Annotated in this window: 20 protein-coding genes; 12 read left to right on the forward strand and 8 right to left on the reverse strand. The window is 63.4% G+C overall.

The features are described from left to right. The first annotated feature begins 24 nt into the window (after nt 1–24). From HU218_RS05900 to HU218_RS05920, 5 genes are all read left to right on the forward strand, one after another. Nucleotides 25–1,980 (forward strand): aminotransferase class I/II-fold pyridoxal phosphate-dependent enzyme, encoded by a 1,956-nt coding sequence (locus tag HU218_RS05900; RefSeq protein WP_174874013.1) that lies wholly within the window; start codon nt 25–27, stop codon nt 1,978–1,980. Between the two features lie 332 nt (nt 1,981–2,312). Beyond that, nucleotides 2,313–3,236 carry an ornithine carbamoyltransferase gene (argF, locus tag HU218_RS05905; protein WP_174874014.1) on the forward strand — a complete coding sequence of 308 codons (924 nt, stop codon included), beginning with the start codon at nt 2,313–2,315 and terminating at the stop codon, nt 3,234–3,236. Between the two features lie 36 nt (nt 3,237–3,272). Continuing rightward, nucleotides 3,273–4,493: an argininosuccinate synthase gene (locus tag HU218_RS05910; RefSeq protein ID WP_174874015.1), complete on the forward strand. Its 1,221-nt coding sequence runs from the start codon at nt 3,273–3,275 to the stop codon at nt 4,491–4,493. Between the two features lie 98 nt (nt 4,494–4,591). After that, nucleotides 4,592–4,792, forward strand: coding sequence for a DUF2788 domain-containing protein (locus HU218_RS05915; protein WP_174874016.1), 201 nt, complete (start codon nt 4,592–4,594; stop codon nt 4,790–4,792). A gap of 55 nt (nt 4,793–4,847) precedes the next feature. Continuing rightward, nucleotides 4,848–5,348: a YajQ family cyclic di-GMP-binding protein gene (locus tag HU218_RS05920; RefSeq protein WP_174874017.1), complete on the forward strand. Its 501-nt coding sequence runs from the start codon at nt 4,848–4,850 to the stop codon at nt 5,346–5,348. Nucleotides 5,349–5,501: 153 nt separating this feature from the next. Here HU218_RS05920 and HU218_RS05925 read toward each other — a convergent pair whose 3' ends face one another. The 7 genes from HU218_RS05925 to araD1 form a co-directional block, all read right to left on the reverse strand. Beyond that, the gene (locus HU218_RS05925; protein WP_174874018.1) at nt 5,502–6,191 is read right to left on the reverse strand and encodes a 2-dehydro-3-deoxy-6-phosphogalactonate aldolase; all 690 of its coding nucleotides are present in this window, start codon (nt 6,189–6,191) and stop codon (nt 5,502–5,504) included. A gap of 1 nt (nt 6,192) precedes the next feature. After that, entirely contained in the window at nt 6,193–7,164 is a 972-nt protein-coding gene (locus tag HU218_RS05930) for a 2-dehydro-3-deoxygalactonokinase (protein ID WP_174874019.1), read from the reverse strand. 52 nt (nt 7,165–7,216) lie between these two features. Beyond that, nucleotides 7,217–8,413 (reverse strand): multiple monosaccharide ABC transporter permease, encoded by a 1,197-nt coding sequence (gene mmsB, locus HU218_RS05935; RefSeq protein WP_174874020.1) that lies wholly within the window; start codon nt 8,411–8,413, stop codon nt 7,217–7,219. Next, the gene (gene mmsA, locus HU218_RS05940; RefSeq protein ID WP_174874021.1) at nt 8,410–9,942 is read right to left on the reverse strand and encodes a multiple monosaccharide ABC transporter ATP-binding protein; all 1,533 of its coding nucleotides are present in this window, start codon (nt 9,940–9,942) and stop codon (nt 8,410–8,412) included. The genes mmsB and mmsA overlap by 4 nt, the downstream gene beginning before the upstream one ends. Nucleotides 9,943–10,092: 150 nt before the next feature. Continuing rightward, nucleotides 10,093–11,148 (reverse strand): multiple monosaccharide ABC transporter substrate-binding protein, encoded by a 1,056-nt coding sequence (chvE, locus tag HU218_RS05945; RefSeq protein ID WP_174874022.1) that lies wholly within the window; start codon nt 11,146–11,148, stop codon nt 10,093–10,095. 131 nt (nt 11,149–11,279) lie between these two features. Continuing rightward, a complete protein-coding gene (locus HU218_RS05950) occupies nt 11,280–12,719 on the reverse strand; it encodes an aldehyde dehydrogenase family protein (protein ID WP_174874023.1) in 1,440 nt (479 codons plus the stop codon). Then, nucleotides 12,716–13,720 (reverse strand): AraD1 family protein, encoded by a 1,005-nt coding sequence (gene araD1, locus HU218_RS05955; RefSeq protein ID WP_174874024.1) that lies wholly within the window; start codon nt 13,718–13,720, stop codon nt 12,716–12,718. Before araD1 ends, HU218_RS05950 begins: the two co-directional genes overlap by 4 nt. A gap of 112 nt (nt 13,721–13,832) precedes the next feature. Here araD1 and HU218_RS05960 point away from each other — a divergent pair, with 112 nt between their 5' ends. The 5 genes from HU218_RS05960 to HU218_RS05980 all read left to right on the forward strand — a co-directional run bounded on the left by HU218_RS05960 (nt 13,833) and on the right by HU218_RS05980 (nt 19,263). After that, on the forward strand, nt 13,833–14,792 hold the full coding sequence (locus HU218_RS05960; protein WP_174874025.1) for a LysR family transcriptional regulator: 960 nt from the start codon (nt 13,833–13,835) through the stop codon (nt 14,790–14,792). Nucleotides 14,793–14,908: 116 nt separating this feature from the next. Continuing rightward, nucleotides 14,909–16,630, forward strand: a complete 1,722-nt coding sequence (locus tag HU218_RS05965; protein WP_174874026.1) for an IlvD/Edd family dehydratase — start codon at nt 14,909–14,911, stop codon at nt 16,628–16,630. An 80-nt stretch (nt 16,631–16,710) separates the two neighbouring features. After that, the gene (locus tag HU218_RS05970; protein WP_174874027.1) at nt 16,711–17,475 is read left to right on the forward strand and encodes an SDR family NAD(P)-dependent oxidoreductase; all 765 of its coding nucleotides are present in this window, start codon (nt 16,711–16,713) and stop codon (nt 17,473–17,475) included. Next, a complete protein-coding gene (locus tag HU218_RS05975) occupies nt 17,475–18,371 on the forward strand; it encodes an SMP-30/gluconolactonase/LRE family protein (protein WP_217450729.1) in 897 nt (298 codons plus the stop codon). The genes HU218_RS05970 and HU218_RS05975 overlap by 1 nt, the downstream gene beginning before the upstream one ends. A gap of 1 nt (nt 18,372) precedes the next feature. Next, on the forward strand, nt 18,373–19,263 hold the full coding sequence (locus HU218_RS05980) for an aldose epimerase family protein (protein ID WP_174874028.1): 891 nt from the start codon (nt 18,373–18,375) through the stop codon (nt 19,261–19,263). 108 nt (nt 19,264–19,371) lie between these two features. Here the strand turns inward: HU218_RS05980 and HU218_RS05985 are convergent, their stop codons facing one another. After that, nucleotides 19,372–20,151: a DNA-binding protein gene (locus HU218_RS05985; RefSeq protein ID WP_174874029.1), complete on the reverse strand. Its 780-nt coding sequence runs from the start codon at nt 20,149–20,151 to the stop codon at nt 19,372–19,374. Between the two features lie 326 nt (nt 20,152–20,477). Here HU218_RS05985 and HU218_RS05990 point away from each other — a divergent pair, with 326 nt between their 5' ends. Together HU218_RS05990 and HU218_RS05995 are read left to right on the forward strand one after the other, a co-directional pair. Next, nucleotides 20,478–21,521, forward strand: coding sequence for a GGDEF domain-containing protein (locus HU218_RS05990; protein ID WP_174874030.1), 1,044 nt, complete (start codon nt 20,478–20,480; stop codon nt 21,519–21,521). Between the two features lie 404 nt (nt 21,522–21,925). After that, nucleotides 21,926–22,462, forward strand: coding sequence for a carbonic anhydrase (locus HU218_RS05995; RefSeq protein WP_281357123.1), 537 nt, complete (start codon nt 21,926–21,928; stop codon nt 22,460–22,462). The last annotated feature ends 168 nt before the right edge of the window (nt 22,463–22,630 follow it).

The raw sequence follows: 22,630 nt of genomic DNA on the forward strand, positions 1-22,630 counted from the left end.
ACGGCTGCCATGGAAAGGACGCTGATGAATCCGCTAAGCAGGGTGTTGATCGTGAGCAGCGATGCGCCGTGGTTGGCCGCGGTGGTGGCCGGGTTGTCGCAGTCTGCGGCCGGGCTGGATAACCCGTACGGGCTATGCGTTGCTGGCGTGGCAACCGCCGCTGAGGCGCTGCAGCGCATTCTGGCCGACGGCGAGGTGCAGATCGTGCTGATCGACAAGGGCTTGCACGAGGCCGGCGAGGCGCAGCCGGCGGTGGCCTTGGCCAGGCGTATCAACCAGCTGCGCCCGGAGCTGTCGCTCTACATCCTGTTGCAGGATGACGATGAAAAGCTGCTGATGGAGGAGTTGGCCAGCCGCGCGATCGACGGTTATTTCTATCGTGATGAGCAGGATGTCGGCGGCTGGTTCCGCATCCTGGCGGCGGAGATGGGCGAGAAGGCACAGACGCCGTTCTACGACCGTCTCAAGCAGTACGTAGCGATGGCCAAGGATTCCTGGCATACCCCGGGGCATTCCGGTGGCGATTCGCTGAAGGGCAGCCCGTGGGTGGGCGATTTTTACGAGTTTGTCGGCGAGGGTATGTTGCGCGCCGATCTGTCGGTGTCGGTGCCGATGCTGGATTCGCTGCTGCACCCTACCGGTGTGATCGCCGAAGCGCAAAGGTTGGCCGCAAAAGCCTTTGGCGCGCGCAAGACCTATTTCGCCACCAATGGCACCTCCACCTCCAACAAAGTGATTTTCCAGACCCTGCTGGCACCGGGCGACAAGCTGTTGCTGGATCGCAATTGCCACAAGTCGGTACACCACGGCGTGATCCTGTCCGGTGCGCGGCCGGTGTATCTGGATTCATCGCTCAACCGGCACTACGGCATTTTCGGGCCGGTGCCCAAGCAGCTGATTTTCGATGCCATTGCGGCCAATCCGGATGCTCGGGTGCTGATCCTGACGTCGTGTACTTACGATGGCCTGCGCTACGACCTGGCGCCGATTATTGCCGCGGCGCATGCGGCGGGGATCAAGGTAATCGTCGACGAGGCCTGGTATGCCCATGCGCGCTTCCATCCGGCGTTCCGGCCGACGGCGCTGGAGGCGGGCGCCGATTACGTGACGCAGAGCACGCACAAGGTGCTGTCGGCGTTCTCGCAGGCCAGCATGATTCACGTCAACGATCCGGATTTCGACGAGCACCTGTTCCGCGAAAACTTCAATATGCACACCTCGACCAGTCCGCAGTACAACCTGATTGCCTCGCTGGATGTGGCGCGCAAACAGGCGATGACCGAGGGTTACCGGCTGCTGGACCGCGCCTTGCGGCTGGCGCAGGAACTGCGCAGCAAGATCGACTCGACCGGCGCATTCCGGGTGCTGGAGCTGGACGACCTGTTGCCGGGCAACATGCGCGCTGAAGGGGTGCAGCTGGACCCGACCAAGATTACGGTGGATATCTCGCAGTCCGGCTATTCCAGCGACGAGCTGCAGCAGGCGCTGTTCGGACGCTTCAATGTCCAGGTCGAGAAGTCCACCTTCAACACCATCACCTTGTTGCTGACGCTGGGCACCACGCGCAGCAAGGTGTCGCGGCTGTTTGATGCGCTGCTGCGGCTGGCCAAGGAGCAACGTACGCCACGGCAGTATCACCGCCTGCCGGAGATTCCGGGTTTTTCGCGACTGGCCTGTCTGCCGCGCGATGCGTTCTATGAATCTGGCGAGCGCTTGCCGCTACTGGACGACGACGGCTTGCCGAATCCGGCGCTGTACGGCCGGGTGTGCTGCGACCAGATCGTGCCGTACCCGCCAGGCATCCCGGTGCTGGTGCCGGGGCAGGTAATCGAGGCGGGCATCGTCGCCTACCTGGCGCGGTTGCTGAAAACGCAGAAATCGATAGAAATGCACGGGTTGGTGGAGGAGGGGGAGTATTGCGTGCGGGTGCTGCGGGATGACGAGCTGGCGGCGTTGCCCAGTGTCGGCTGGTTCAACTGATCTTTGGTACCGTTGCTGCTGGCATGCGGCCAACCTTGCAGGGTGGCGTTAATAATTCTAAACACGGCCAGTTTGCCTAAGTAATTGATTTTAATTGGCTCTCTGTTGTTTGGCTGTGGCCGCAACTGGCGCGCAGGGTGGTGCGGGGTTGTCAGCACACTGGATTTCGGATACATATAACCATGTCGCAATTTTGTAAATCGGCTTTGCCGGGTCTACACTATTGCGCTCCTTCATTCAATGACGGATGGTTTGCGTGTAGTAATGTGCCACTGCGCATGAAAACGCCGAGTTTTCAGGCTGCGGTGGCATTAATTTTTTCGGAATTCATCATGAGCCAACCCAGACATTACCTCCAGTTCAGTGACCTTAGCGCGGCAGAATACCAATACCTGTTCCAGCGAGCCCGGGTCCTGAAGCGACGACAGCTGTCCGGTCAGCTGTACCAGCCGCTGGTTGGCAAGGTGATGTCGATGATTTTCGAGAAGAACTCCACCCGTACCCGTGTGTCGTTCGAAGCCGGCATGGCCCAGCTTGGCGGCCATGCCATGTTCCTGGACGGCAAGAGCTCGCAGATCGGCCGCGGCGAGCCGGTGGAAGACACCGCCCGCGTGCTGTCACGCATGTCCGACGTCATCATGATCCGCACCTTCGAGCAAAGCCTGGTAGAACGCCTGGCGGCCAACTCGCGGGTGCCGGTGATCAACGGGCTGACCAACGAATACCATCCGTGCCAGATTCTGGCCGACATCCTGACCTATATCGAACATCGTGGTGATATCCGCGGCAAGACCGTGGCGTGGATCGGCGATGGCAACAATATGGCGCGCACCTGGCTGCAGGCCGCCAAACTGCTAGGCTTCAAGCTGAAAGTGGCCACGCCGGTCGGCTACGAGCTGACCACGCTGGATGGCGAGCACTATGGCAATGACTGCTACGAGGCTTTCCATAATCCGCTGTCGGCCGTGCAGGGCGCCGATCTGGTTGCCACCGACGTGTTTACCAGCATGGGCTACGAGGCGGAAGCCGAGGCGCGCCGCCAGGCATTTGACGGTTACATGGTGACCGGTGAACTGATGCGTGCGGCCAACCCGGACGCACTGTTCATGCACTGCCTGCCGGCGCACCGCGGTGAAGAAGTGGCTGCCGAGGTGATCGACGGTCCGCAAAGCGTGGTCTGGGATGAAGCGGAAAACCGCATGCACGGCCAGAAGGCCCTGATCGAATACCTGTTGCTGGGTCAGCTCGAAGACTGAGCCGGCGCAAACTCACACCTGTGGAAAGAGAAAACGATGGCTGACATCAATAAAGTGGTACTGGCCTATTCCGGTGGCCTGGATACTTCGGTGATCCTGAAGTGGCTGCAAGACACCTATCAGTGTGAAGTGGTGACCTTCACCGCCGACCTGGGCCAGGGCGAAGAGCTGGAGCCGGCGCGCCAGAAGGCGCTGCAATTCGGCATCAAGCCGGAAAACATTTTCATCGACGACCTGCGCGAAGAATTCGTGCGCGACTTCGTATTCCCGATGTTCCGCGCCAATACCGTGTACGAAGGCGAATACCTGCTGGGCACCTCCATCGCCCGCCCGCTGATTGCCAAGCGCCAGATCGAGATCGCCAACCTGACCGGCGCTGACGCCGTGTCGCACGGTGCTACCGGCAAAGGTAACGACCAGGTGCGTTTCGAGCTGGGTTACTACGGCCTGAAGCCGGATGTGAAAGTGATCGCCCCGTGGCGCGAATGGGATCTGCTGTCCCGCGAGAAGCTGCTGGCCTATGCCGAAAAACACGGCATTCCGGTAGAAGCCAAGCACAAGGGCGGTGGCGCACCGTACTCCATGGACGCCAACCTGCTGCATATCTCCTACGAAGGCCGTCACCTGGAAAACCCGTCTGCCGAGGCAGAGGAAGCCATGTGGCGCTGGACCGTGTCGCCGGAAGCGGCACCGGATGCTGCGGAATACCTGGATGTCGAGTTCGAGAACGGCGACATCGTGGCGCTGAACGGCGTGCGTCTGAAGGCGCACGAGGTGCTGGCCAAGCTGAACGAACTGGGCGGCAAGCACGGCATCGGTCGTCTGGACCTGGTGGAAAACCGCTACGTGGGCATGAAGTCCCGCGGCTGCTACGAAACCCCGGGCGGCACCATCATCCTCAAGGCACACCGCGCCATCGAGTCCATCACCCTGGACCGCGAAGTGGCCCACCTGAAGGATGACCTGATGGCCCGTTACGCCAGCCTGATTTACAACGGCTACTGGTGGGCGCCGGAGCGCAAGGCGCTGCAGACCCTGATCGACTACACCCAGCAGACCGTTAACGGCTGGGTGCGCCTGAAGCTGTACAAGGGCAATGTGATCGTGGTGAGCCGCGACTCCAAGACCAACTCGCTGTTCGACATGAACATCGCCACGTTCGACGACGACGGTGGTGCTTACAACCAGGCTGACGCCGGAGGCTTCATCAAGCTGAACGCACTGCGCATGCGCATTGCCGGCCGCCTGAACAAGTAAGCTGTTCTGCATCAAGCCAAACCGCACCCCACCGGGTGCGGTTTTTGTTTGTGCGCCGTATAATTGCCGGTCAACCGCAACCCCGCAGAGCTGGTGTCATGAGTGAAGAGCAATTTACCAACTGGTCGATGGGCATCCTGCTGACCGGCCTGATCATTTTCATGGGCTTCATCGTCTGGGATCTGGGCAAAAAGTCGCAGGCCGGCAAGTTCGGCATGTTCGTGCTGTTCCTGGTGCTGGGCCTTGGGGTGGGCGGATTCGTGTTCAAGAACATTCTGGTGGAGTTCCTGATCCCGTAAGGGGCACCACCACGTTGTCAGGCAGCCTGCCGGCTGCCAGGAAAGGAAGCTTTACATGCCGTCGTTTGACATCGTGTCCGAGATCGACAAGGTTGAGTTGCGCAATGCCATCGACCAGTCCAACAAGGAAGTGACCAATCGCTACGACTTCAAGGGTTCCGATGCCCGCATCGAAACCGGCGACAAGGCACTGACCCTGTTTGCCGACAGTGAATTCCAGCTGGATCAGGTTAATGACATTCTGGTGGGCAAGCTGGCCAAGCGCGGTATCGACGTGCGCTGCATGGAATATGGCAAGCTGGAGAAAGTCAGCGGCAACAAGGTCAAGAAGACCGTTACCGTCAAAGAAGGTCTGGAGAGCGATCTGGCGAAGAAAATCGTCAAGATGATCAAGGATGCCAAGATCAAGGTGCAGGCTGCGATTCAGGGTGAGGCGGTGCGTGTGACCGGCGCCAAGCGCGACAACCTGCAGGAAGTGATCGCGCTGCTGCGCAAGGAAATCGTGTCCGATATGGAAGGCGGCTTCCCGCTGCAGTTCAACAACTTCCGCGATTAAGCTGGTGCCGACCGCCCATCTGCGGGGCGGAACAGGCCTGCTCAGCAACACAAATGGCCGGGGTAATTACCCGGCCATTTGTTTTTTGCCGGCATTGCATTACGGGCATGTCGTCATGCGTTCATGCCAGCGCTGTTGGCCGCATGGCGAGATTCAGCCGCTGGTGTAATGCTCCCGCGCTGGCGGTGCAGATTGCCGGCTTTCAGCCAGCTGCAAGGCAAAGCGCTGCGCCTGCTGTCTGACACTGTCGATGTGCATGCCCGGCTTGAACAGCGCGCTGCCAATGCCGAATCCGCTGGCACCGGCGCTGCTGAAGGCGGCCATATTGTCCGGCGTGATGCCGCCGACCGGCAGTAGCCGGCTGCTGGCCGGCAGCACCGCTCTCAAGGCCTTGATGATGGCCGGGCTGATTGCCTCGCCCGGAAACAGCTTGAGAGCATCGGCGCCGGCGCGCAAGGCGGCAAAGCACTCGCTGGCGGTCTGGACGCCGGGCAGGGCGTAAAGGCCGAGCCGTTTGCTGGCGGCAATCACCTCCGGGTCCATATTCGGTGACACGATCAGCCTGCCGCCCGCGGCGGCGACCTCGTGTACCTGCCGCACGTCGAGCACGGTGCCGGCACCTACCAGCATGCGTTCGCCGTAGTGACGTGCCAGCAGGGCGATGCTCTCCAGTGGTTGCGGCGAGTTAAGCGGTACCTCCACCATGCGCCAGCCGGCATCGAACAGCACCTCGGCGATGGCGAGTACTTCCTCCGGCCGCACGCCGCGCAGGATGGCAACCAGTGGCAGTTGCGCCATGGCGCCGTCCAGATCCAGTGCTGGGGCGAGGGTTTGTGGCTGCATGTCAGGACTCCACTACAGGGTTGGCCGCAGTCTGCCGGCACAGGCCGGCCTGGCAGGCAATCCGCCACAGCCCGGCACTGGCGGCGCGGTCGCCATCCAGACTGACGGTAACGATGCCGAGCTGCTTCAGCGCCGTGGCATAACGCTTGACCAGTGCCGGGGCACCAATCAGCCCGCAGCGCTGCACGCCGTGGCTGGCAGCGAGCACGGCATGGATTTCGTAACCGATCAACAGGCCGGACAGCCAGTCGTTCAGCGCCGCCGCACCCAGTTGCCGTTGCACCCCGCGAGCGCGCACGCCGAACAACTGGTGCAGCCAGTCGTGCTTGTCGCGGGCGCAGTCGACCCCGGCCAGGAACTGTGCGCTGTCGAACGGGCCGTCAGCCAGTAGCGGCGCCAGCAGGCTGTACTCGCGCAGCAGCGCATACAGCTCGCCGGTCATGCAGGTCGACAGCGACAGCAACTGGCCGTCATGCAGCTGCAGCCATTTGTTGTGGGTGCCGGGGGTCAGGATCAGTTCCGGGCTGACCAGCTCCGGATAGGCGGCGGCCAACCCGGCGAGCTGGGTTTCCTCGCCGCGCATCACGTCGCGAAAGCCGTCGCCGGCATTGTCGTGGCAGACGCCGGGGACGATGGCTACCGTGCGGCCCCAGGCTTCCAGCCGGATCACATGGCGGCCCAGTGTTGCCAGCGGCAGCGGCGTCGGCAGGTAAGGGGCCAGTTGCCAGCCCTGCTGGCTGCCTACCATACCGCAGGCCAGTACCGGCACATGGCGCCAGGTTTGCAGCCATGCGGCCAGCCAGGCTTCGACTGCCGCCACGCCGGCCGCGCCCGGATGGTGGCTGACGCCCAGCGGTGCCTGCATGCTGTCCAGCAAGCGGCCGTGCTGGCCGTAGAGAAAGGCTCGCACCTGGGTAGAGCCCCAGTCCAGGCCGATCAGCGCTGGCTGGCAGGTGGTTGAGTTGTGGGACATGGTGTCGCCTCGCAGAAGGTTGGCCGCAGGCGCCGCAGCGGCCAAGGTGGCGCTATTTGTTCTTGTAGTAAACGTCTACCCACACCGCGGCCAGTAGCACCAGGCCCTTGATCACCTGCTGGTAGTCGATGCCGATACCGAGGATGGACATGCCGTTGTTCATCACCCCCATGATGAAGGCGCCGATCACCGCGCCCATCACCTTGCCGACACCGCCGGAGGCCGAGGCCCCGCCGATGAAGCAGGCCGCGATCACGTCCAGCTCGAAGCCGAGGCCGGCTTTCGGCGTGGCGGTATTCAGCCGCGCGGCAAACACCAGACCGGCCAGCGCCGCCAGTACCCCCATATTGACGAAGGTGTAAAAGGTCAGCCGGCGGGTATTGATGCCGGACAGCCGGGTGGCTTTCTCGTTGCCGCCCAGTGCATAGATGCGGCGGCCAATGGTGGTGCGGTTGGTGATGAACTGGTACAGCGCGATCAGCAGGCTCATGATGATCAGCACATTGGGCAGTCCCTTGTAGGCGGCCAGCTTGTAGCTGAAGAACACGATGATGGCGCTGATCAGCAGCTGCTTGGCCCAGAAGAACTGGGTCGGCTCTTCTTCCATGCCGTGGCGCAGGTGCGCGGCGCGCTGCTTCATCGCCAGCAGCAGCAGGGCGCCGGCGGCGAGGCAACCCAGCAGCAGCGAACCCGGATGCAGGCTGTCACTGTCGATGACTTCCGGAATGAAGCCGGAGCTGAGCTTCTGGAAAATTTCCGGAAACGGGCCCAGCGATTGACCATCCAGCAGCGTCAGCGCCAGCCCCTTGAACACCAGCATGCCGGCCAGGGTGACGATAAAGGACGGGATGCGGTGGTAGGCGACAAAGTAGCCCTGCGCGGCGCCGATCACCGCGCCGGCCAGCAGGCACAGCACCGTGGCCAGCAGCACCGGCACCCCGTGTTGCACCATCAGCACTGCGGCCAGCGCGCCGATGAAGCCGGCCACCGAGCCGACCGACAAATCGATGTGGCCGGCGACGATCACCAGCAGCATGGCCAGCGCCATGATCACGATGTAGCTGTTCTGCAGTACCAGGTTGGTGAGGTTCAGCGGCATCAGCAGCGTGCCCTCGGTCTGCACCTGGAAAAACGCCATGATCACCAGCAGCGACAGGAACATCGCGTATTCGCGGAAGTTGCGCCGCAGGAAACCGCTGTATTTCTTGCCGGCCGGGGTGGGCGGCAGGGTGGCGATGTGGTCGTTCATTTCTCACTCCCGGCGCGTACGATCGCGCTCATGATTTTTTCCTGTGAAGCTTCGGCGGCCGCAAACTCCGCCACCATGCTGCCTTCGTTCATCACGTAGATGCGGTCGCACATACCCAGCAGCTCCGGCATCTCCGACGAGATCATCAGCACGCACTTACCCTCGGCGGCCAGCTGGCTGATGATGCTGTAGATCTCGTACTTGGCACCCACGTCCACACCGCGGGTGGGCTCGTCGAGGATCAGCACCTCCGGCTGCGAGAACAGCCACTTGCTCAGCACCACTTTCTGCTGGTTGCCGCCGGACAGGTTCACTACCGGCTGGGTGACGCCGGCGCAGCGGATGCGCAGTTTTTCGCGGTAATCGCGCGCCACGCCAGTCTCGCGTGTGCGGTCGATTACCCCGCCGCGCGCTACGCGTGCCAGATTGGGCAGGCTGATGTTGCGGGCGATGTCGTCGTGCAGCACCAGTCCCAGGCCCTTGCGGTCCTCGGTGACGTAGGCGATGCCGTGGCCGATGGCCTTGCTGATGGTACTGACATCCACCGCCGCACCGTGCAGGTAGACATCGCCGCGGATGCGCTTGCCGTAGGCGCGGCCGAAAATGCTCATCGCCAGCTCGGTACGGCCGGCGCCCATCAGCCCGGCAATGCCGACAATCTCGCCGCGGCGCACCTGCAGGTTGATGTCCTTCAACACCTGCCGCTCCGGGTGCTGTGGGTGGTTGGCGTGCCAGTTGCGCACCTCGAACACGATGTCGCCGATGGCCGGCTGGCGTGGCGGGTAGCGGTCGGACATCTCGCGGCCAACCATGCGCTGGATCACGCGGTTTTCCGGAATCGGTGCGTCGGCGCAGTCCATGGTCTCGATGGCCATGCCGTCGCGGATCACCGTGATGCGGTCGGCCACCTTGGCGATTTCGTTGAGCTTGTGCGAGATCAGGATCGAGGTGATGCCCTCGCGCTGCAGTTCCAGCAGCAGCTCCAGCAGCGCGTCGCTATCGGTTTCGTTCAGGCTGGCGGTTGGTTCGTCCAGGATCAGCAGCCGCACGTTCTTGGACAGCGCCTTGGCGATCTCCACCAACTGCTGCTTGCCGACCCCCAGGTCGCCAACCAGCGTCGACGGCGACTCTTTCAGCCCCACCTGCTGCAATAGCTGTCTGGTGCGGGCATAGACCTGGTGCCAGTCGATGATGCCGTGGCGGCTGGGCTCGTTGCCGAGGAAGATGTTTTCCGCAATCGACAGCTGCGGCACCAGCGCCAGCTCCTGGTGGATGATGATGATGCCCAGCCGTTCCGAATCGCCGATGTCACGGAATTTCTGCGGCTGGCCGGCAAAGGCGATTTCGCCGCTGTAGCTGTGATGCGGGTAGACGCCGCTGAGCACCTTCATCAGCGTGGACTTGCCGGCGCCGTTCTCGCCGACGATGGCGTGTATCTCGCCCGCGCGCACCGAAAGATTGACTTGGTTAAGCGCCACCACCCCCGGGAACTCCTTGGTGATGCTGCGCATTTCCAGAATGGTTTCCACTGCTTCGTCCTGTCGTGTAGCCCGGACGCCGGCAGTAGCCGGCGCGGGCGGTACAGTCAAATTCGCGCGGCATGCGGCATGCGGCCAACCTTTGGCCGCCGCCACAGCGCGCCAGCGCCGGCGGCAGTGCCGCCGGTGAGGCAGGGTCGGTTAAAACATGCCCTTGGAGTAGTAGCCGGTGTCCACCAGCACTTGCTTCCAGTTGCTGATGTCGACGCTGATCGGCTTGAGCAGGTAGGACGGCACCACTTTCACGCCGTTGTTGTAGGTCTTGGTGTCGTTCACCGGCACCGGCTTGTTAGCCAGCATGGCGTCGATCATGTCGCTGGTGACCTTGGCCAGTTCGCGGGTGTCCTTGAACACGGTCTGCGACTGCTCGTGGGCAAGAATGGATTTCACCGACGGCAGCTCGGCATCCTGGCCGGTGACTACCGGCATCGGCAGCTTGGGTGTGCCGTAGCCCACGCCCTTGAGCGAGGACAGGATGCCGATGCTCAGGCCGTCATACGGCGACAGCACCGCATCCACCTTGGCGTTGCTGTAGTTGGCACTCAGCAGGTTGTCCATGCGCGCCTGCGCCACCGCGCCGTCCCAGCGCAGGGTGGATACCTTGTCCATGCCCAGCTGCTTGCTGCGCACCACCAGCTTGCCCTTGTCGATATAGGGCTTCAGCACCGACATGGCGCCGTTGTAGAAGAAGAACGCGTTGTTGTCGTCCGGCGAGCCGCCGAACAACTCGATGTTGTACGGGCCTTTGCCTTCCTTCAGATGCAGCGCCTTCTCGATGTAGCCGGCCTGCATTACGCCCACCTGGAAATTGTCGAAGGTGGCGTAGTAGTCGACGTTCTTGGAGCCCTTGATCAGACGGTCATAGGCAATCACCTTGATGCCCTTGCTGGCAGCCTTGGATAGCGCATCCGACAGCGTGGTGCCGTCGATGGCGGCGATCACCAGCACCTTGGGGCCCTTGGTGATCATGTTCTCGATCTGCGCCAGCTGGTTGGGGATGTCATCCTCGGCGTACTGCAGGTCGGTCTTGTAGCCCTTGGCCTGCAGCGACTTCACCATATTGCTGCCATCGGCGATCCAGCGCGCCGACGATTTGGTCGGCATCGAAATGGCGACCAGCCCCTTGTCGGCGGCGTGTGCGGCCAACGGTGCCAGTCCGGCCAGGCCAAGCAGGATCACCAGTGTGTGTTTTTTCATGACCATCTCCTCTTTGTCTCTCTCTGTAGTTGCCCGCTCACCGCCTGGCTCGGGTGGCCAGTTGCCGGGTGACGGGGATGGGTCTGCAGCATTATCCGGCAGCAGGTCGGGATTGAAACAACTGTTTATGCTCAAGGTGCCGTGTAGGCGGTCTTGACTGTGGTGTAGAACTCGATGGCCTGATGCCCCTGCTCGCGCGAGCCATAACTGGAGGCGCGGCGGCCGCCGAACGGCACGTGATAATCCACGCCGGCGGTGGGCAGGTTCACCATCACCATGCCGCTCTTGCTGCGGCGCTTGAACTCGCTGGCGTGGCGCAGCGAGCGGGTGCAGATGCCGGCACACAGGCCGAACTCGGTGTCGTTGGCCAGTTGCAAGCCATGTTCGAACGATTCCGCCGCCATCGCGACCGCCACCGGGCCGAACACTTCCTCGCGCGCGATGCGCATCTGCGGCGTGGCGGCCAGCAAGGCCGGCTGCAGATAGTGGCCGCGGCTGGCGCGGCTCACCAGCTCGCCGCCGAACAGCCGCCGCGCGCCTTCCGCTTCCGCAATGCGCAGGTAGTCCAGGTCGGTGGCCAGCTGTTTTTCATCCACCACCGGGCCGATGTCGCAGCCGGGCAGGGTGGCGTTATCCACCCGCAGCGCGCCCAGTCGCTGTTGCAGGCGGGCCAGGAACGGCTCGTATACGCCCTGTTCGATGATCAGCCGGCTGGAGGCGGTGCAGCGCTGACCGGTGGAAAAATAGGCACCGTTGATGGCGGCCTGTACCGCCACGTCCAGATCGGCATCGTTCAGCACCAGCAGCGGGTTCTTGCCGCCCATTTCCAGCTGCACCTTGGCGCCGCGCTTGCTGGCGCTGTCCAGAATCTGCTGTCCGACGCCGGCCGAGCCGGTAAAGCTGATGGCGCTGATCTCCGGGTGTTGCACCAGGGTCTGGCCCACCAGCCGGCCGCTGCCCATCACCAGATTGAATACCCCGGCCGGAATGCCGGCGCGGTGCAGGATATCGGCCAGTACCCAGGCGCAGCCCGGCACCAGCTCGGCCGGCTTGAACACCACGGTATTGCCATAGGCCAGCGCCGGCGCGATCTTCCACGCCGGAATGGCGATCGGGAAATTCCACGGCGTGATGATGCCGACCACGCCCACCGGCTCGCGGCTCACTTCCACGCTGACGCCTGGCCGTACCGATGGCAGCAGCTCGCCACCGCTGCGCAGCGCCTCGCCGGCATAAAAGCGGAAGATCTGGCCGGCGCGGCCAACCTCGGCCACCGCTTCCGGCAGCGTCTTGCCTTCCTCGCGTGCCAGCAGCAGGCCGATCTCGTCCTGGCGAGCCAAGAGCTCGTTGCCTACCGTCTGCAGGATGTCGGCGCGGCGCTGGATGCTGCTGAGCGACCAGTCGGCAAAGGCGGCCACCGCGGCTTCGATCGCCTCTTCGGTGTCGGCGGCGCTGCCGCGCACGTATTCGCCCACCGGGTTGTCCAGGTCGGACGGGTTTTCGTTGAGCCCGGTGGTGGAGCCATTGGCCCAGCGGCCGTTGATGTAGTTGCGGAATACCGGCAGTTTCATAGTGCGCGCACCCCTTCGATGTCGATGCCGGGCGCGGCGACGGCAACCGGGTTGCGCAGTGCCGGGCCGAACTCCGGAATGTGGATCACGAACTCGTCGCCTGCGGCTACCTGCACGCCGTCGGCAAAACTCAGGGTGGCGGTGCCGAAGAAGTGCAGATGCACATCGCCCGGCCGCAGGAACTGGCGGTACTTGAAGTGGTGGTATTCCAGGTTGGCCAGGCTGTGGCACATATTGGCCTCGCCGGTCAGGAACGGCTTCTGCCACACGATGCTGCCGTCGCGCTCGATGCGGCTCTCGCCGGTCAGCGCGTCCGGCAGTTCGCCGAGGCGCAATGCCGGGCCGATCGCGCAGGGGCGCAATTTGGAATGCGCCAGATACAGGTAATTCTGCCGTTCGGTGACGTGGTCGGAAAACTCGTTGCCGACCGCGAAGCCGAGTCGGCAAGGTTGGCCGTGCGCGTCGATGACATACAGCCCCACCAGCTCCGGCTCCTCGCCGTAATCCAGGGCAAAATCCGGCGCCGGCAGCGGCTGACCCGGGGCAGCGACGATGCTGCCATCGCCCTTGTAGAACCATTCCGGCTGTACGCCGGGCTGGCCGCTCTGGTGACGGCCGCCTTCCAGCCCGAGACGGAAAATCTTCATGCTGTCGGTCAGCTCGGCGTGATCCTGCTGGTGCAGCTTCTGGTGCATCTGGTCACGGGTGGCGGCGCTGCCCATATGGGTGAGGCCGGTGCCGGTGACGTAGCAGTGTGCCGGGTCGGGGTGGGTCAGCGGCGGTAGCAAGGCATTGCGGCCAACCAGTGCCGCGTAGGGTGCCGGTTCGCCTTGCGGGTAGTCGGCCAGGCAGGCGGCCAACGCGCGGCCGCTGGTCATGGCGGCTTGCGCCAGGGCATAAGTGGAAGTCAGGCCGATGAGCGGGCGGTACTGTTCGCCGTCGTCGGACAGCACGCCGACGGCAGGCTGGCCATCGGTGTCGAGATACTGGATCAACAACATGAAGCGGACTCCTGGCTGGGTGTTGAATCCATACTATCGCCAGAAGTGATGCACAACTAATGAAAAAAATGCCAATATTGATGTTGTTTTGTGTATCAATATGGAGGCGGCTATGGCCGGCAACTACGGCAACTGGTTTATCCGTTCGCGTCTGAAGACCCGGCAATTGCTGCTGCTGGTGGCGCTGGACGAGGAGCGCAACATCCACCGCACCGCCGAGGCGCTGATGATGACGCAGCCGGCGGTGTCCAAGCTGCTGAAGGAGCTGGAGGACATGCTGGAGGTGCCGCTGTTCGAGCGCCTACCGCGTGGCATGCGGCCAACCTGGTACGGCGAGATCATGATCCGTCACGCGCGCAAGGTGCTGTCCAGCCTCAACCAGGCGCACGAGGAAATCCACGCGCTGAAGGCAGGGCAGATGGGGCAGGTGCGTATCGGTGCCATTACCGACCCGGGTACCCGGCTGGTGCCGCTGGCCATCGCCCGCATCAAGCAGCAGTACCCGCTGCTGGATATCAACGTTACCGTTGATACCAGTGACATGCTGCAGCCGCGGCTGATGGCCGGCAAGCTGGACATCATGATCGGCCGCATCCTGCAGCAGCAGGACAAGAGCAGCCTGGTATACGAAGCGATTGCCGAGGAGCCGATCAGTATCGTCTGCCGTCCCGGCCATCCCTTGCTTAATGTACCGGGGCTGGGCTTGCGCGATGTGTTTTCCGCCGGCTGGATTCTCACCCCTGCCGGCAGCGTGCTGCGCCACCGTATCGACATGGGATTCCGGCAACAGAACATCGATCCGCCGAGCAATGTGGTGGAAACCGTGTCGCAGCTGGTGACCACCACGCTGCTGGAGTCCACCGACATGCTCAGCGCCATCGCCACCCGGGTGGCGGAGCACTACAGCCGCTATGGCATGCTGCGCATCCTGCCGATCAACTTCCCGTGCAAGATGGACGAATTCGGCTTCATTACCCTGCGTGACCAGCAGCTGTCACCGGGGGCGGTGCTGATGATGCGCATGCTGCGCGAGGTGGCAAACGAACTGTATGGCACCAGCTTCACTGGTTGATTGATGTTTTTTTTGATATCGATTTTGTCGATTATTTCATTGGTTTGGCATCGATGTGTGTTGCTAGGATGTTTCCATCACGCACGCCACAGTGCGCTCTGCCACGGGAAAACATCATGAGCAATGCCAAGAAAACACTTCGCAGCCAGGGCTGGTTCGGCAAGCAGGACCGCGACGGCTTCATGCACCGCAGCTGGGTGAAGAACCAGGGCTATCCGGACGACCTGTTCGATGGCCGGCCGGTGATCGGCATCTGCAATACCTGGTCCGAGCTGACGCCGTGCAACGGCCACTTCCGCGAGCTGGCCGAGTTCGTCAAGCGCGGGGTGTACGAGGCAGGCGGTTTTCCGCTGGAGTTTCCGGTGATGTCGCTGGGCGAAACCCAGCTGCGGCCAACCGCCATGCTGTTCCGCAACCTCGCCAGTATGGATGTGGAAGAGTCCATCCGCGGCAACCCGATTGATGGCGTAGTGCTGCTGATGGGCTGCGACAAGACCACCCCCTCGCTGCTGATGGGCGCCGCCAGTTGCGACCTGCCGACCATCGGCCTGTCCGGCGGGCCGATGCTCAACGGCAAGTTCCGCGGCAAGGATGTCGGCTCCGGCACCGGGGTGTGGATGATGTCGGAGATGGTGCGTGGCGGGCAGATGAGCATGGAAGAGTTCGTGGCCTCCGAATCCTGCATGCACCGCTCCAAGGGCAGCTGCATGACGATGGGTACCGCTTCCACCATGGCCAGCATGGTGGAGGCGCTGGGCATGTCGCTGCCGGAAAATGCCGCCATTCCGGCGGTGGATTCGCGCCGCAACCGGCTGGCGCAGCTGACCGGTCGCCGCATCGTGGAAATGGTGAAGGAAGACCTCACCATGTCGAAGATTCTCACCCGCGAAGCGTTCGAGAACGCCATCCGCATCAATGCCGCCATCGGCGGCAGCACCAACGCGGTGATCCACCTGCTGGCGCTGGCGGGGCGCATCGGCGTGCCGCTGACACTGGACGACTGGGATCGCCTCGGCCGCGAGATGGATTGCCTGGTCAACCTGCAGCCATCGGGCCAGTACCTGATGGAAGACTTCTATTACGCCGGCGGTCTGCCGGCGGTGATCCGCGAAATGTCTGGCGTGTTGCACGCCAATACCATCAGCGCCAATGGCAAGAGCATTGTCGAGAACTCTGCGGCCGCGCCGTGCTACAACCGCGAGGTGATCCGCCCGCGGCAGGAGCCGTTCAAGCCGGATGCCGGTATCGCGGTGGTGAAAGGCAACCTGGCGCCGGATGGCGCGGTGATCAAGCCGTCGGCCGCCACCCCCGAGCTGATGGTGCACACCGGCCGCGCGGTGGTGTTCGAGGACATCGACGACTACCACGCCCGTATCGATGATCCGGAGCTGGATGTGGACGAACACTGCGTGCTGGTGTTGAAGAACTGCGGCCCACGCGGCTACCCGGGTATGGCCGAGGTCGGCAATATGCAGCTGCCGCCCAAGGTGCTGCAGAAGGGCATCACCGACATGGTGCGCATCTCCGATGCCCGCATGAGCGGCACCGCCTACGGCACCGTGGTGCTGCACACCTCGCCGGAGGCGGCAATCGGCGGCCCGCTGGCGCTGGTGCAGAACGGGGATCTGATCGAGCTGGACGTGCCGCGCCGTCGCCTGCATCTGCATGTCAGCGATGCAGAGCTGGCCCGCCGGCGCGAGCAGTGGGTAGCGCCGGAACAGCCGTCGCGCGGCTGGTACCATCTGTACGTCAAGCATGTACAGCAGGCACACCTGGGCGCCGATCTGGACTTCCTGGTGGGCAGTAGCGGCGCCGCGGTACCGCGCGAATCGCATTAGGGTTGGCCGCAAGCAAAAACACTTAATAAAAGGCCGCGCCGGAAAATCAGCGGCCAGACACAACCTGCAAAGAGAGAGACATGAGCCAGTACGCACACTATCCCAGTCTGGCCGGCAAGGTGGTTTTCATCACCGGCGGCAGCTCCGGCATCGGCGCCGACATCGTGACCGCCTTTGCGGCGCAGGGCGCGCGGGTGGCCTTTACCGGCCGCAACCGCGAAGCGGCGCAGCAGGTGCTGCAGGCCGCCAGTGCGCTGGGGCCGGCACCGTTGTTCCTGCCCTGCGACATGAGCCGGGTCGAGGAGATTGCCAGCGCCTTTGCCGCCGCACGCGAGGCGCTGGGTCGGGTGGATGTCCTGATCAACAATGCGGCCAACGATGACCGTCACCAGTTGGCCGCGGTCAGCCCGGACTACTTCGACCAGATGGTGGCCATCAACCTGCGTGCCGGCTTTTTTGCCGCGCAGCAGGCCGCTGCCGACATGGTGGCCGGCGGTGGCGGCGCCATCGTCAACCTCAGCTCCATCAGCTGGAAGATCAAGGGCGCCGGTTACCCAGTGTACGAAACCTGCAAGGCCGCCACCATCGGCATGACCCGCGCGCTGGCACGCGACCTGGGCAAGCAGGGCGTGCGGGTGAACACGCTGACGCCGGGCTGGGTGATGACCGACAAGCAGCTGCGCTTGTGGGTGGATGCCGCCGGCGAGCAGCTGATCGATGCCAACCAGTGCCTGGACGGCCGCCTGCACGGCGACGACATCGCGCGAATGGCGCTGTTCCTGGCCGCGGACGATAGCCGCATGATCACCGCGCAGGAATTCGTGGTGGACGCCGGGTGGACCTGATGGCCACGGGGGGGCCGATGGACGGGGTGCGGCTGCTGCATGACATCCGCGCGGTGCTGGGCGAGGGGCTGTACTGGTCGGCAGCGGAGGCGCGGCTGTACTTTGTCGATATCCGTCAGTGCCGGGTACATGCGCTGCAGCCGGACTGCGGCGAGTGCCGGCAATGGCAGCTGCCCGATCTGGTCGGCTGGGTGATTCCCCGCCGCCAGGGTGGCTGGGTGGCCGGCATGCGCGACGGCTTTGCCCTGCTGCAGCTGGGGGACGAGGCCAGCCTGCAGCCCATCGCCAACCCGCATCCGGGGCAGCGCGGCATGCGGCTGAACGACGCCAAGGCCTGGCGCGATGGCAGCATCTTCGCCGGCTCAATGAGCGACAGCGATGCGGCCGGCGCCCACGGCCGGCTGTACCGGCTGCGGCCGGACCTGAGCTGGCAGACCGTGGATAGCGGCTACCACATCTGCAACGGGCCGTGCTTTGCGCCGGACGGGCAGCTGATGTACCACACCGATTCCTACCTGCGCACCATCTATCGCTACCGGCTGGCGGCGGATGGCACGCCGGGCGAGCGTGCGGTGTGGAAGGTATTCGCCCCGCAGGAGGGCTACCCCGACGGCATGACGGTGGATGCCGACGGCTGCCTGTGGGTGGCGCACTGGGACGGTGGCTGCGTGTCACGCTTTGCGCCGGATGGCAGCCTGCTGCGCCGTATCCGCCTGCCGGTGTCGCTGGTGACCAATGTCTGCTTCTTCGGTGAGCGGTTGCAGCGGCTGGCGGTAACCACGGCGCGTGATGGCCTCGATGCGGCAACGTTGGCCGCACAGCCGCTGGCCGGCGGCGTGTTCGAGATCGATACCCTCGGCGTGTGCGGCTTGCCGGCGGCACAGTTCGGCGGCTGAGATGGCGCTGCTGACGCTGCGGCGCGGCGCGCTGCATGTCGAGCTGCTACCGCAAGCCGGTGGCAGCATCGCCCGCTGCTATCTGCACACGGCCACCGGTCCGTGGCACATCTTGCGGCCAGCCGGTGCTGCCGCTATTGCCAGCGGTAACGTCGACCAGATGGCGTGCTTCCCGATGCTGCCCTTGTGCGGCCGCTTGCGCGATGGGCATTTCTGCCTGCCGGATGGCAACCGGCAAAGCCTGCCGCCGGCGTGGCGGGCGGGGCATTTTCTGCACGGCATCGGCTGGCGCCGGCCGTGGCAGCTGCTTGGCCATGACGATGCGCAGGCACGGTTGCAACTGGTGGCCGCGGTCGGCCCCTATCGCTTTACCGCTAACCAGCATATCGAGCTGGGTAGTGCCGGGCTGACGCTGTCACTGTCGATAAAAAATGAGGCCGCGCAGACGCTGCCGTATGGTATCGGGCTGCATCCGTACTTTCCGCGCCGTAGCGACACGCGGCTGCAGGCGCAGATTGGCGGGCTGTGGGAAGCGGATGCCGCGATCCTGCCATGCCGGCCAAGCGCGGCCGGTGAGCTGGTGCGGCAGTTGGCCGCAGGGCTGCAGCCGGATGACTGGCCGCTGGATAACACCGCTTACGGCTGGCAGCAGCGGGTGACGATCAACGACGGCGCACACCAGTTGCGGCTCACCGCGGCCGGCCCTGCCAGCTGGCTGACAGCCTACTTCCCGCCCGGGCAGGATTTCTTCTGCCTGGAACCCTGCACCCAGGTACCGGACTTTCCCAACCTGGCGGCTTACCCACCCGAGCAGACCGGCGGCCACTGGTTGGCGCCGGGCGAGACGCTGTCCATGCAAATGATGCTGGCGCTGCGCGACGCCGGCGGTTGAGCATGTCGTTAAGCAGCCTGGCCGCTGTGTAGATGCCCAGTCGCTGGTGCGGTGCCTGCATCGTGCGTTGCTGCCAGGCAGGCTGCTTGTACCGGCGCGTTATGTCGCTTAAGCGCCGCGGCGCTCGGCCAGGCAAATCTCCAGCTGGGCACGCAGTTCGCGGACTTCCAGCGCCAGGTTGTCGCGGGCGGTTGCTGCGCCGACCAGCTCCATTTCCGCCGCCAGACGGGCGTCGGATTCCGCCGACGAGGTGGCAATGCTGCGCTCCAGCTGGCGGCGCAACTCGGCAAGCTGGGTGTCTTTGCCGTCGATGGCCAGCTGGTCCTTGGCCTTGCCGACCAGCGCGTTGGAAGCCAGATCGCGGGCATGCTGCAATTCCAGTGTCAGCCGTTCGATCTGCGTGTCGCACTCCGCCAGCGTGGCTAGCGCCTGATCGCGCGCCGCCGTTACCGTTGTCAACTGTTGCTGCAGGCGGTCGCGAGCGTGTTCCAGCTGATCGCTGTGCTGGCACAGCATGGCGAGATCGGCATTGGTCTCGGTTATGGTGTCTTGCAGGCTGCTGCTGGCCGTGCTGACCAGTTGCTGCGCCCAGGCGGTCAGTGCGTCGGCGAGGGGCGCGGGCAGCGTTACCGCCGGGCTGGCGACGGCCTGTGCCCGGCTGGCGCGCCAGGCCGCCAGGTGCTGCTGCACCTGGGTCAGCGGTGCATCACCGATGGCTTCGCACACGCTGGCAAGGGTTACCGGCTGATGGTCGCCGGCCAGCAGTTCGGCAACGGTGGCGACATCATCAAACGATACCAGCGCGGCGGGGGCGTCCACGGCTGTAAGGGCGGGCTCGGTGCTGCTTTCGCTGGCAAGAATAGTGGCATCGGGTGGTGGCAGGTACATGTGTTCACTTGCAGTTGGCCGCAGCCTGCGCGAGGCGCGTGCCGGAAATCCGGCCGGCTGCCGGCGGGCAGCGTGGCATGGTGTTGATCGGGGCACCGGCAGGCGCGCGCTGGGCGGCTGCTGGCCATCAGTAGCAAGGCGACCGGATAAGGCAAAACCTGAAATCGGCAGCGCAATTTTGCGGCCAACCTGCCGGTGCAGCCAGGGACTGGCTGTTGTCGTGCCAAATGCCGCGCTTGCTTGGCACAATATGCTTCGGTGGCTGGGCTGCACGGCCCGCATCCACTACAGTGAATATTGATCAAGCCATCAGGAAGGAGCGCGTCATGGATGCGCTGCTATCGCAACTTTCCTTCTCGCTCAATACTGCCAAAACGGTGGATCAGCTGATCCGGCCGCTGCTGGAGACGCTGGGCAAGGTCACCGGAATGGAGTCCACCTACCTCACCAGTGTCGATCTGGGGGGGCGGGTGCAGCAGGTGCGCTATGCCCGCAATAGTGGCGAGATGCAGATTCCGGAAGGGCTGACCGTGCCGTGGGAGGACACCCTGTGCAAGCGTTCGCTAGACGCGGGCTTAACCGCAACCAACCAGGTTCCCACGCTATGGGGCGACTCGGAGGCGGCACGGCAGCTGGGTATCAAGTCCTATCTCAGCGCGCCGGTGCGCAGTGCCGAAGGCAGTCTGCTGGGCACCTTGTGTGCAGCCAGTGCCCGGGTGCTGCCGATCGTGCCGGAAACCACCACGCTGTTGCAGCTGTTTGCCAAGATTGTGGCCAACTTCATCGAGCGCGAAATGCTGGTCGAAGAGCTGCAGCTGATCAATAGCCGCCTGAGCAATTTTGCCCTGACCGATGTCCTGACCGAGCTGCCTAACCGCCGCGCACTGTTCGACGAGCTGGAGCGCATGCTGGCGCAGGCAGTGCGCAGCCGCAGCAGCGTGCTGGTGGGGGTGATTGATCTGGATGGTTTCAAGCAGATCAACGACAGTTATGGCCATTCGGCCGGCGACGACCTGCTGCAGCAAATATCACGGCGGATGCAGTCGGCACTGCGGAGCACCGACATGCTGGGGCGCATGGGGGGGGATGAATTTATGGTGATTGGTCCGGGGCCGGAGTGGAAAAAAGCCGGCCAGCCTGATGCGCTGATTAGCGATGGTGCTCCCGCGCTTGCGGCGCAGATGCTGCAGCAACGATTGGATCTGGCCAGCGGCGGTGAATATGCGCTTGGCGGGCAGATGTTGAGTTATGCCGGTGCCAGTGTGGGCGTGGTGGCACTGGCGCCATTTGGCTTGCAGGCGGCCGCTGCGGTGAAACTGGCGGATGATGAAATGTATCTGGTAAAGAAGGCAAGAAAACCGCAAGTCTAGTGCCACAAGCCTGGTGCATGTTGCGCTGCGGGCCAGCCGGTGCTGCTTTTGGCCAGGCAACGCGCCGTGTTCTGGCAAGGGCAGGAGGTTGGCCGCATGGCTTTCAGGGCACGACGCGGCGAGCCTGGCCCCCTTGATCGAGTACGGCTGCAAAGTATTTGCGTTCTTGATCTGTGGTATTTTGGCGGCCGAGCCGGTTTCTGGCCGCACCCACCCTTGTTGAAACATCGCGATATTCGAATGACTTAGCCACTGGTTTTCTCCCTGGTTGGCCAGTGGTTATTTCGTGTTTGGAGGCTTCGTTAGTGCAGAAGATTGTTGAAGGTTTTGTAAAGTTTCAAAAAGAGGTTTATCCGGGTAGAACGGATTTATTCAAGAAACTGGCCGGGCAACAAAACCCGAAAGTGTTATTTGTTACCTGTTCCGACAGCCGGGTAGTGCCGGAACTGCTCACCCAGCAAGAACCGGGCGACCTGTTTGTTATCCGCAATGCCGGCAATATCGTACCGCCCTACGGCCCGGAGCCGGGCGGGGTGTCGGCCACGGTGGAATATGCGGTATCGGTACTCAACATTAACGATATCGTGATCTGCGGCCATTCCAATTGCGGCGCCATGGCTGCCATTTCCAGTTGCCAGTGCCTGGATCACCTGCCTGCCGTATCCCACTGGTTGCGCTATGCCGATGCGGCCAAGGTCATAGTTTCCTCGCGTGAATATGCCGACCAGCAGGAAAAAGCCGATGCGCTGGTGCGCGAAAACGTGGTAGCCCAGCTGGCCAATATCCGCACCCACCCGGCAGTGGCGCTGGCCATTTCTCAGGGCAAGCTGAACCTGCATGGCTGGGTATACAACATCGAAAACGGCGCCATCGAGGCACTGGATGGCAACACCATGCAGTTTGTGCAACTGGAGAGCAACCCGCTGGTGAATGCGACCTGATTGCTGTGAGTGGTGTGGATGTGTAAAAGGCCCTGCAAATGCAGGGCCTTTTACTATTAGCGATGCAAGATGGCTGTTTTTGCACCGTAAACAGCCAAAAGCGCATCTGGCAACCGCAGGGCGATGTGCAGGTTTATAGCATCCGCGGCGCTGGCGGCACGACCAGGT

It is taken from the genome of Vogesella oryzae (assembly GCF_902829295.1).
Taxonomy (GTDB): domain Bacteria; phylum Pseudomonadota; class Gammaproteobacteria; order Burkholderiales; family Chromobacteriaceae; genus Vogesella; species Vogesella oryzae.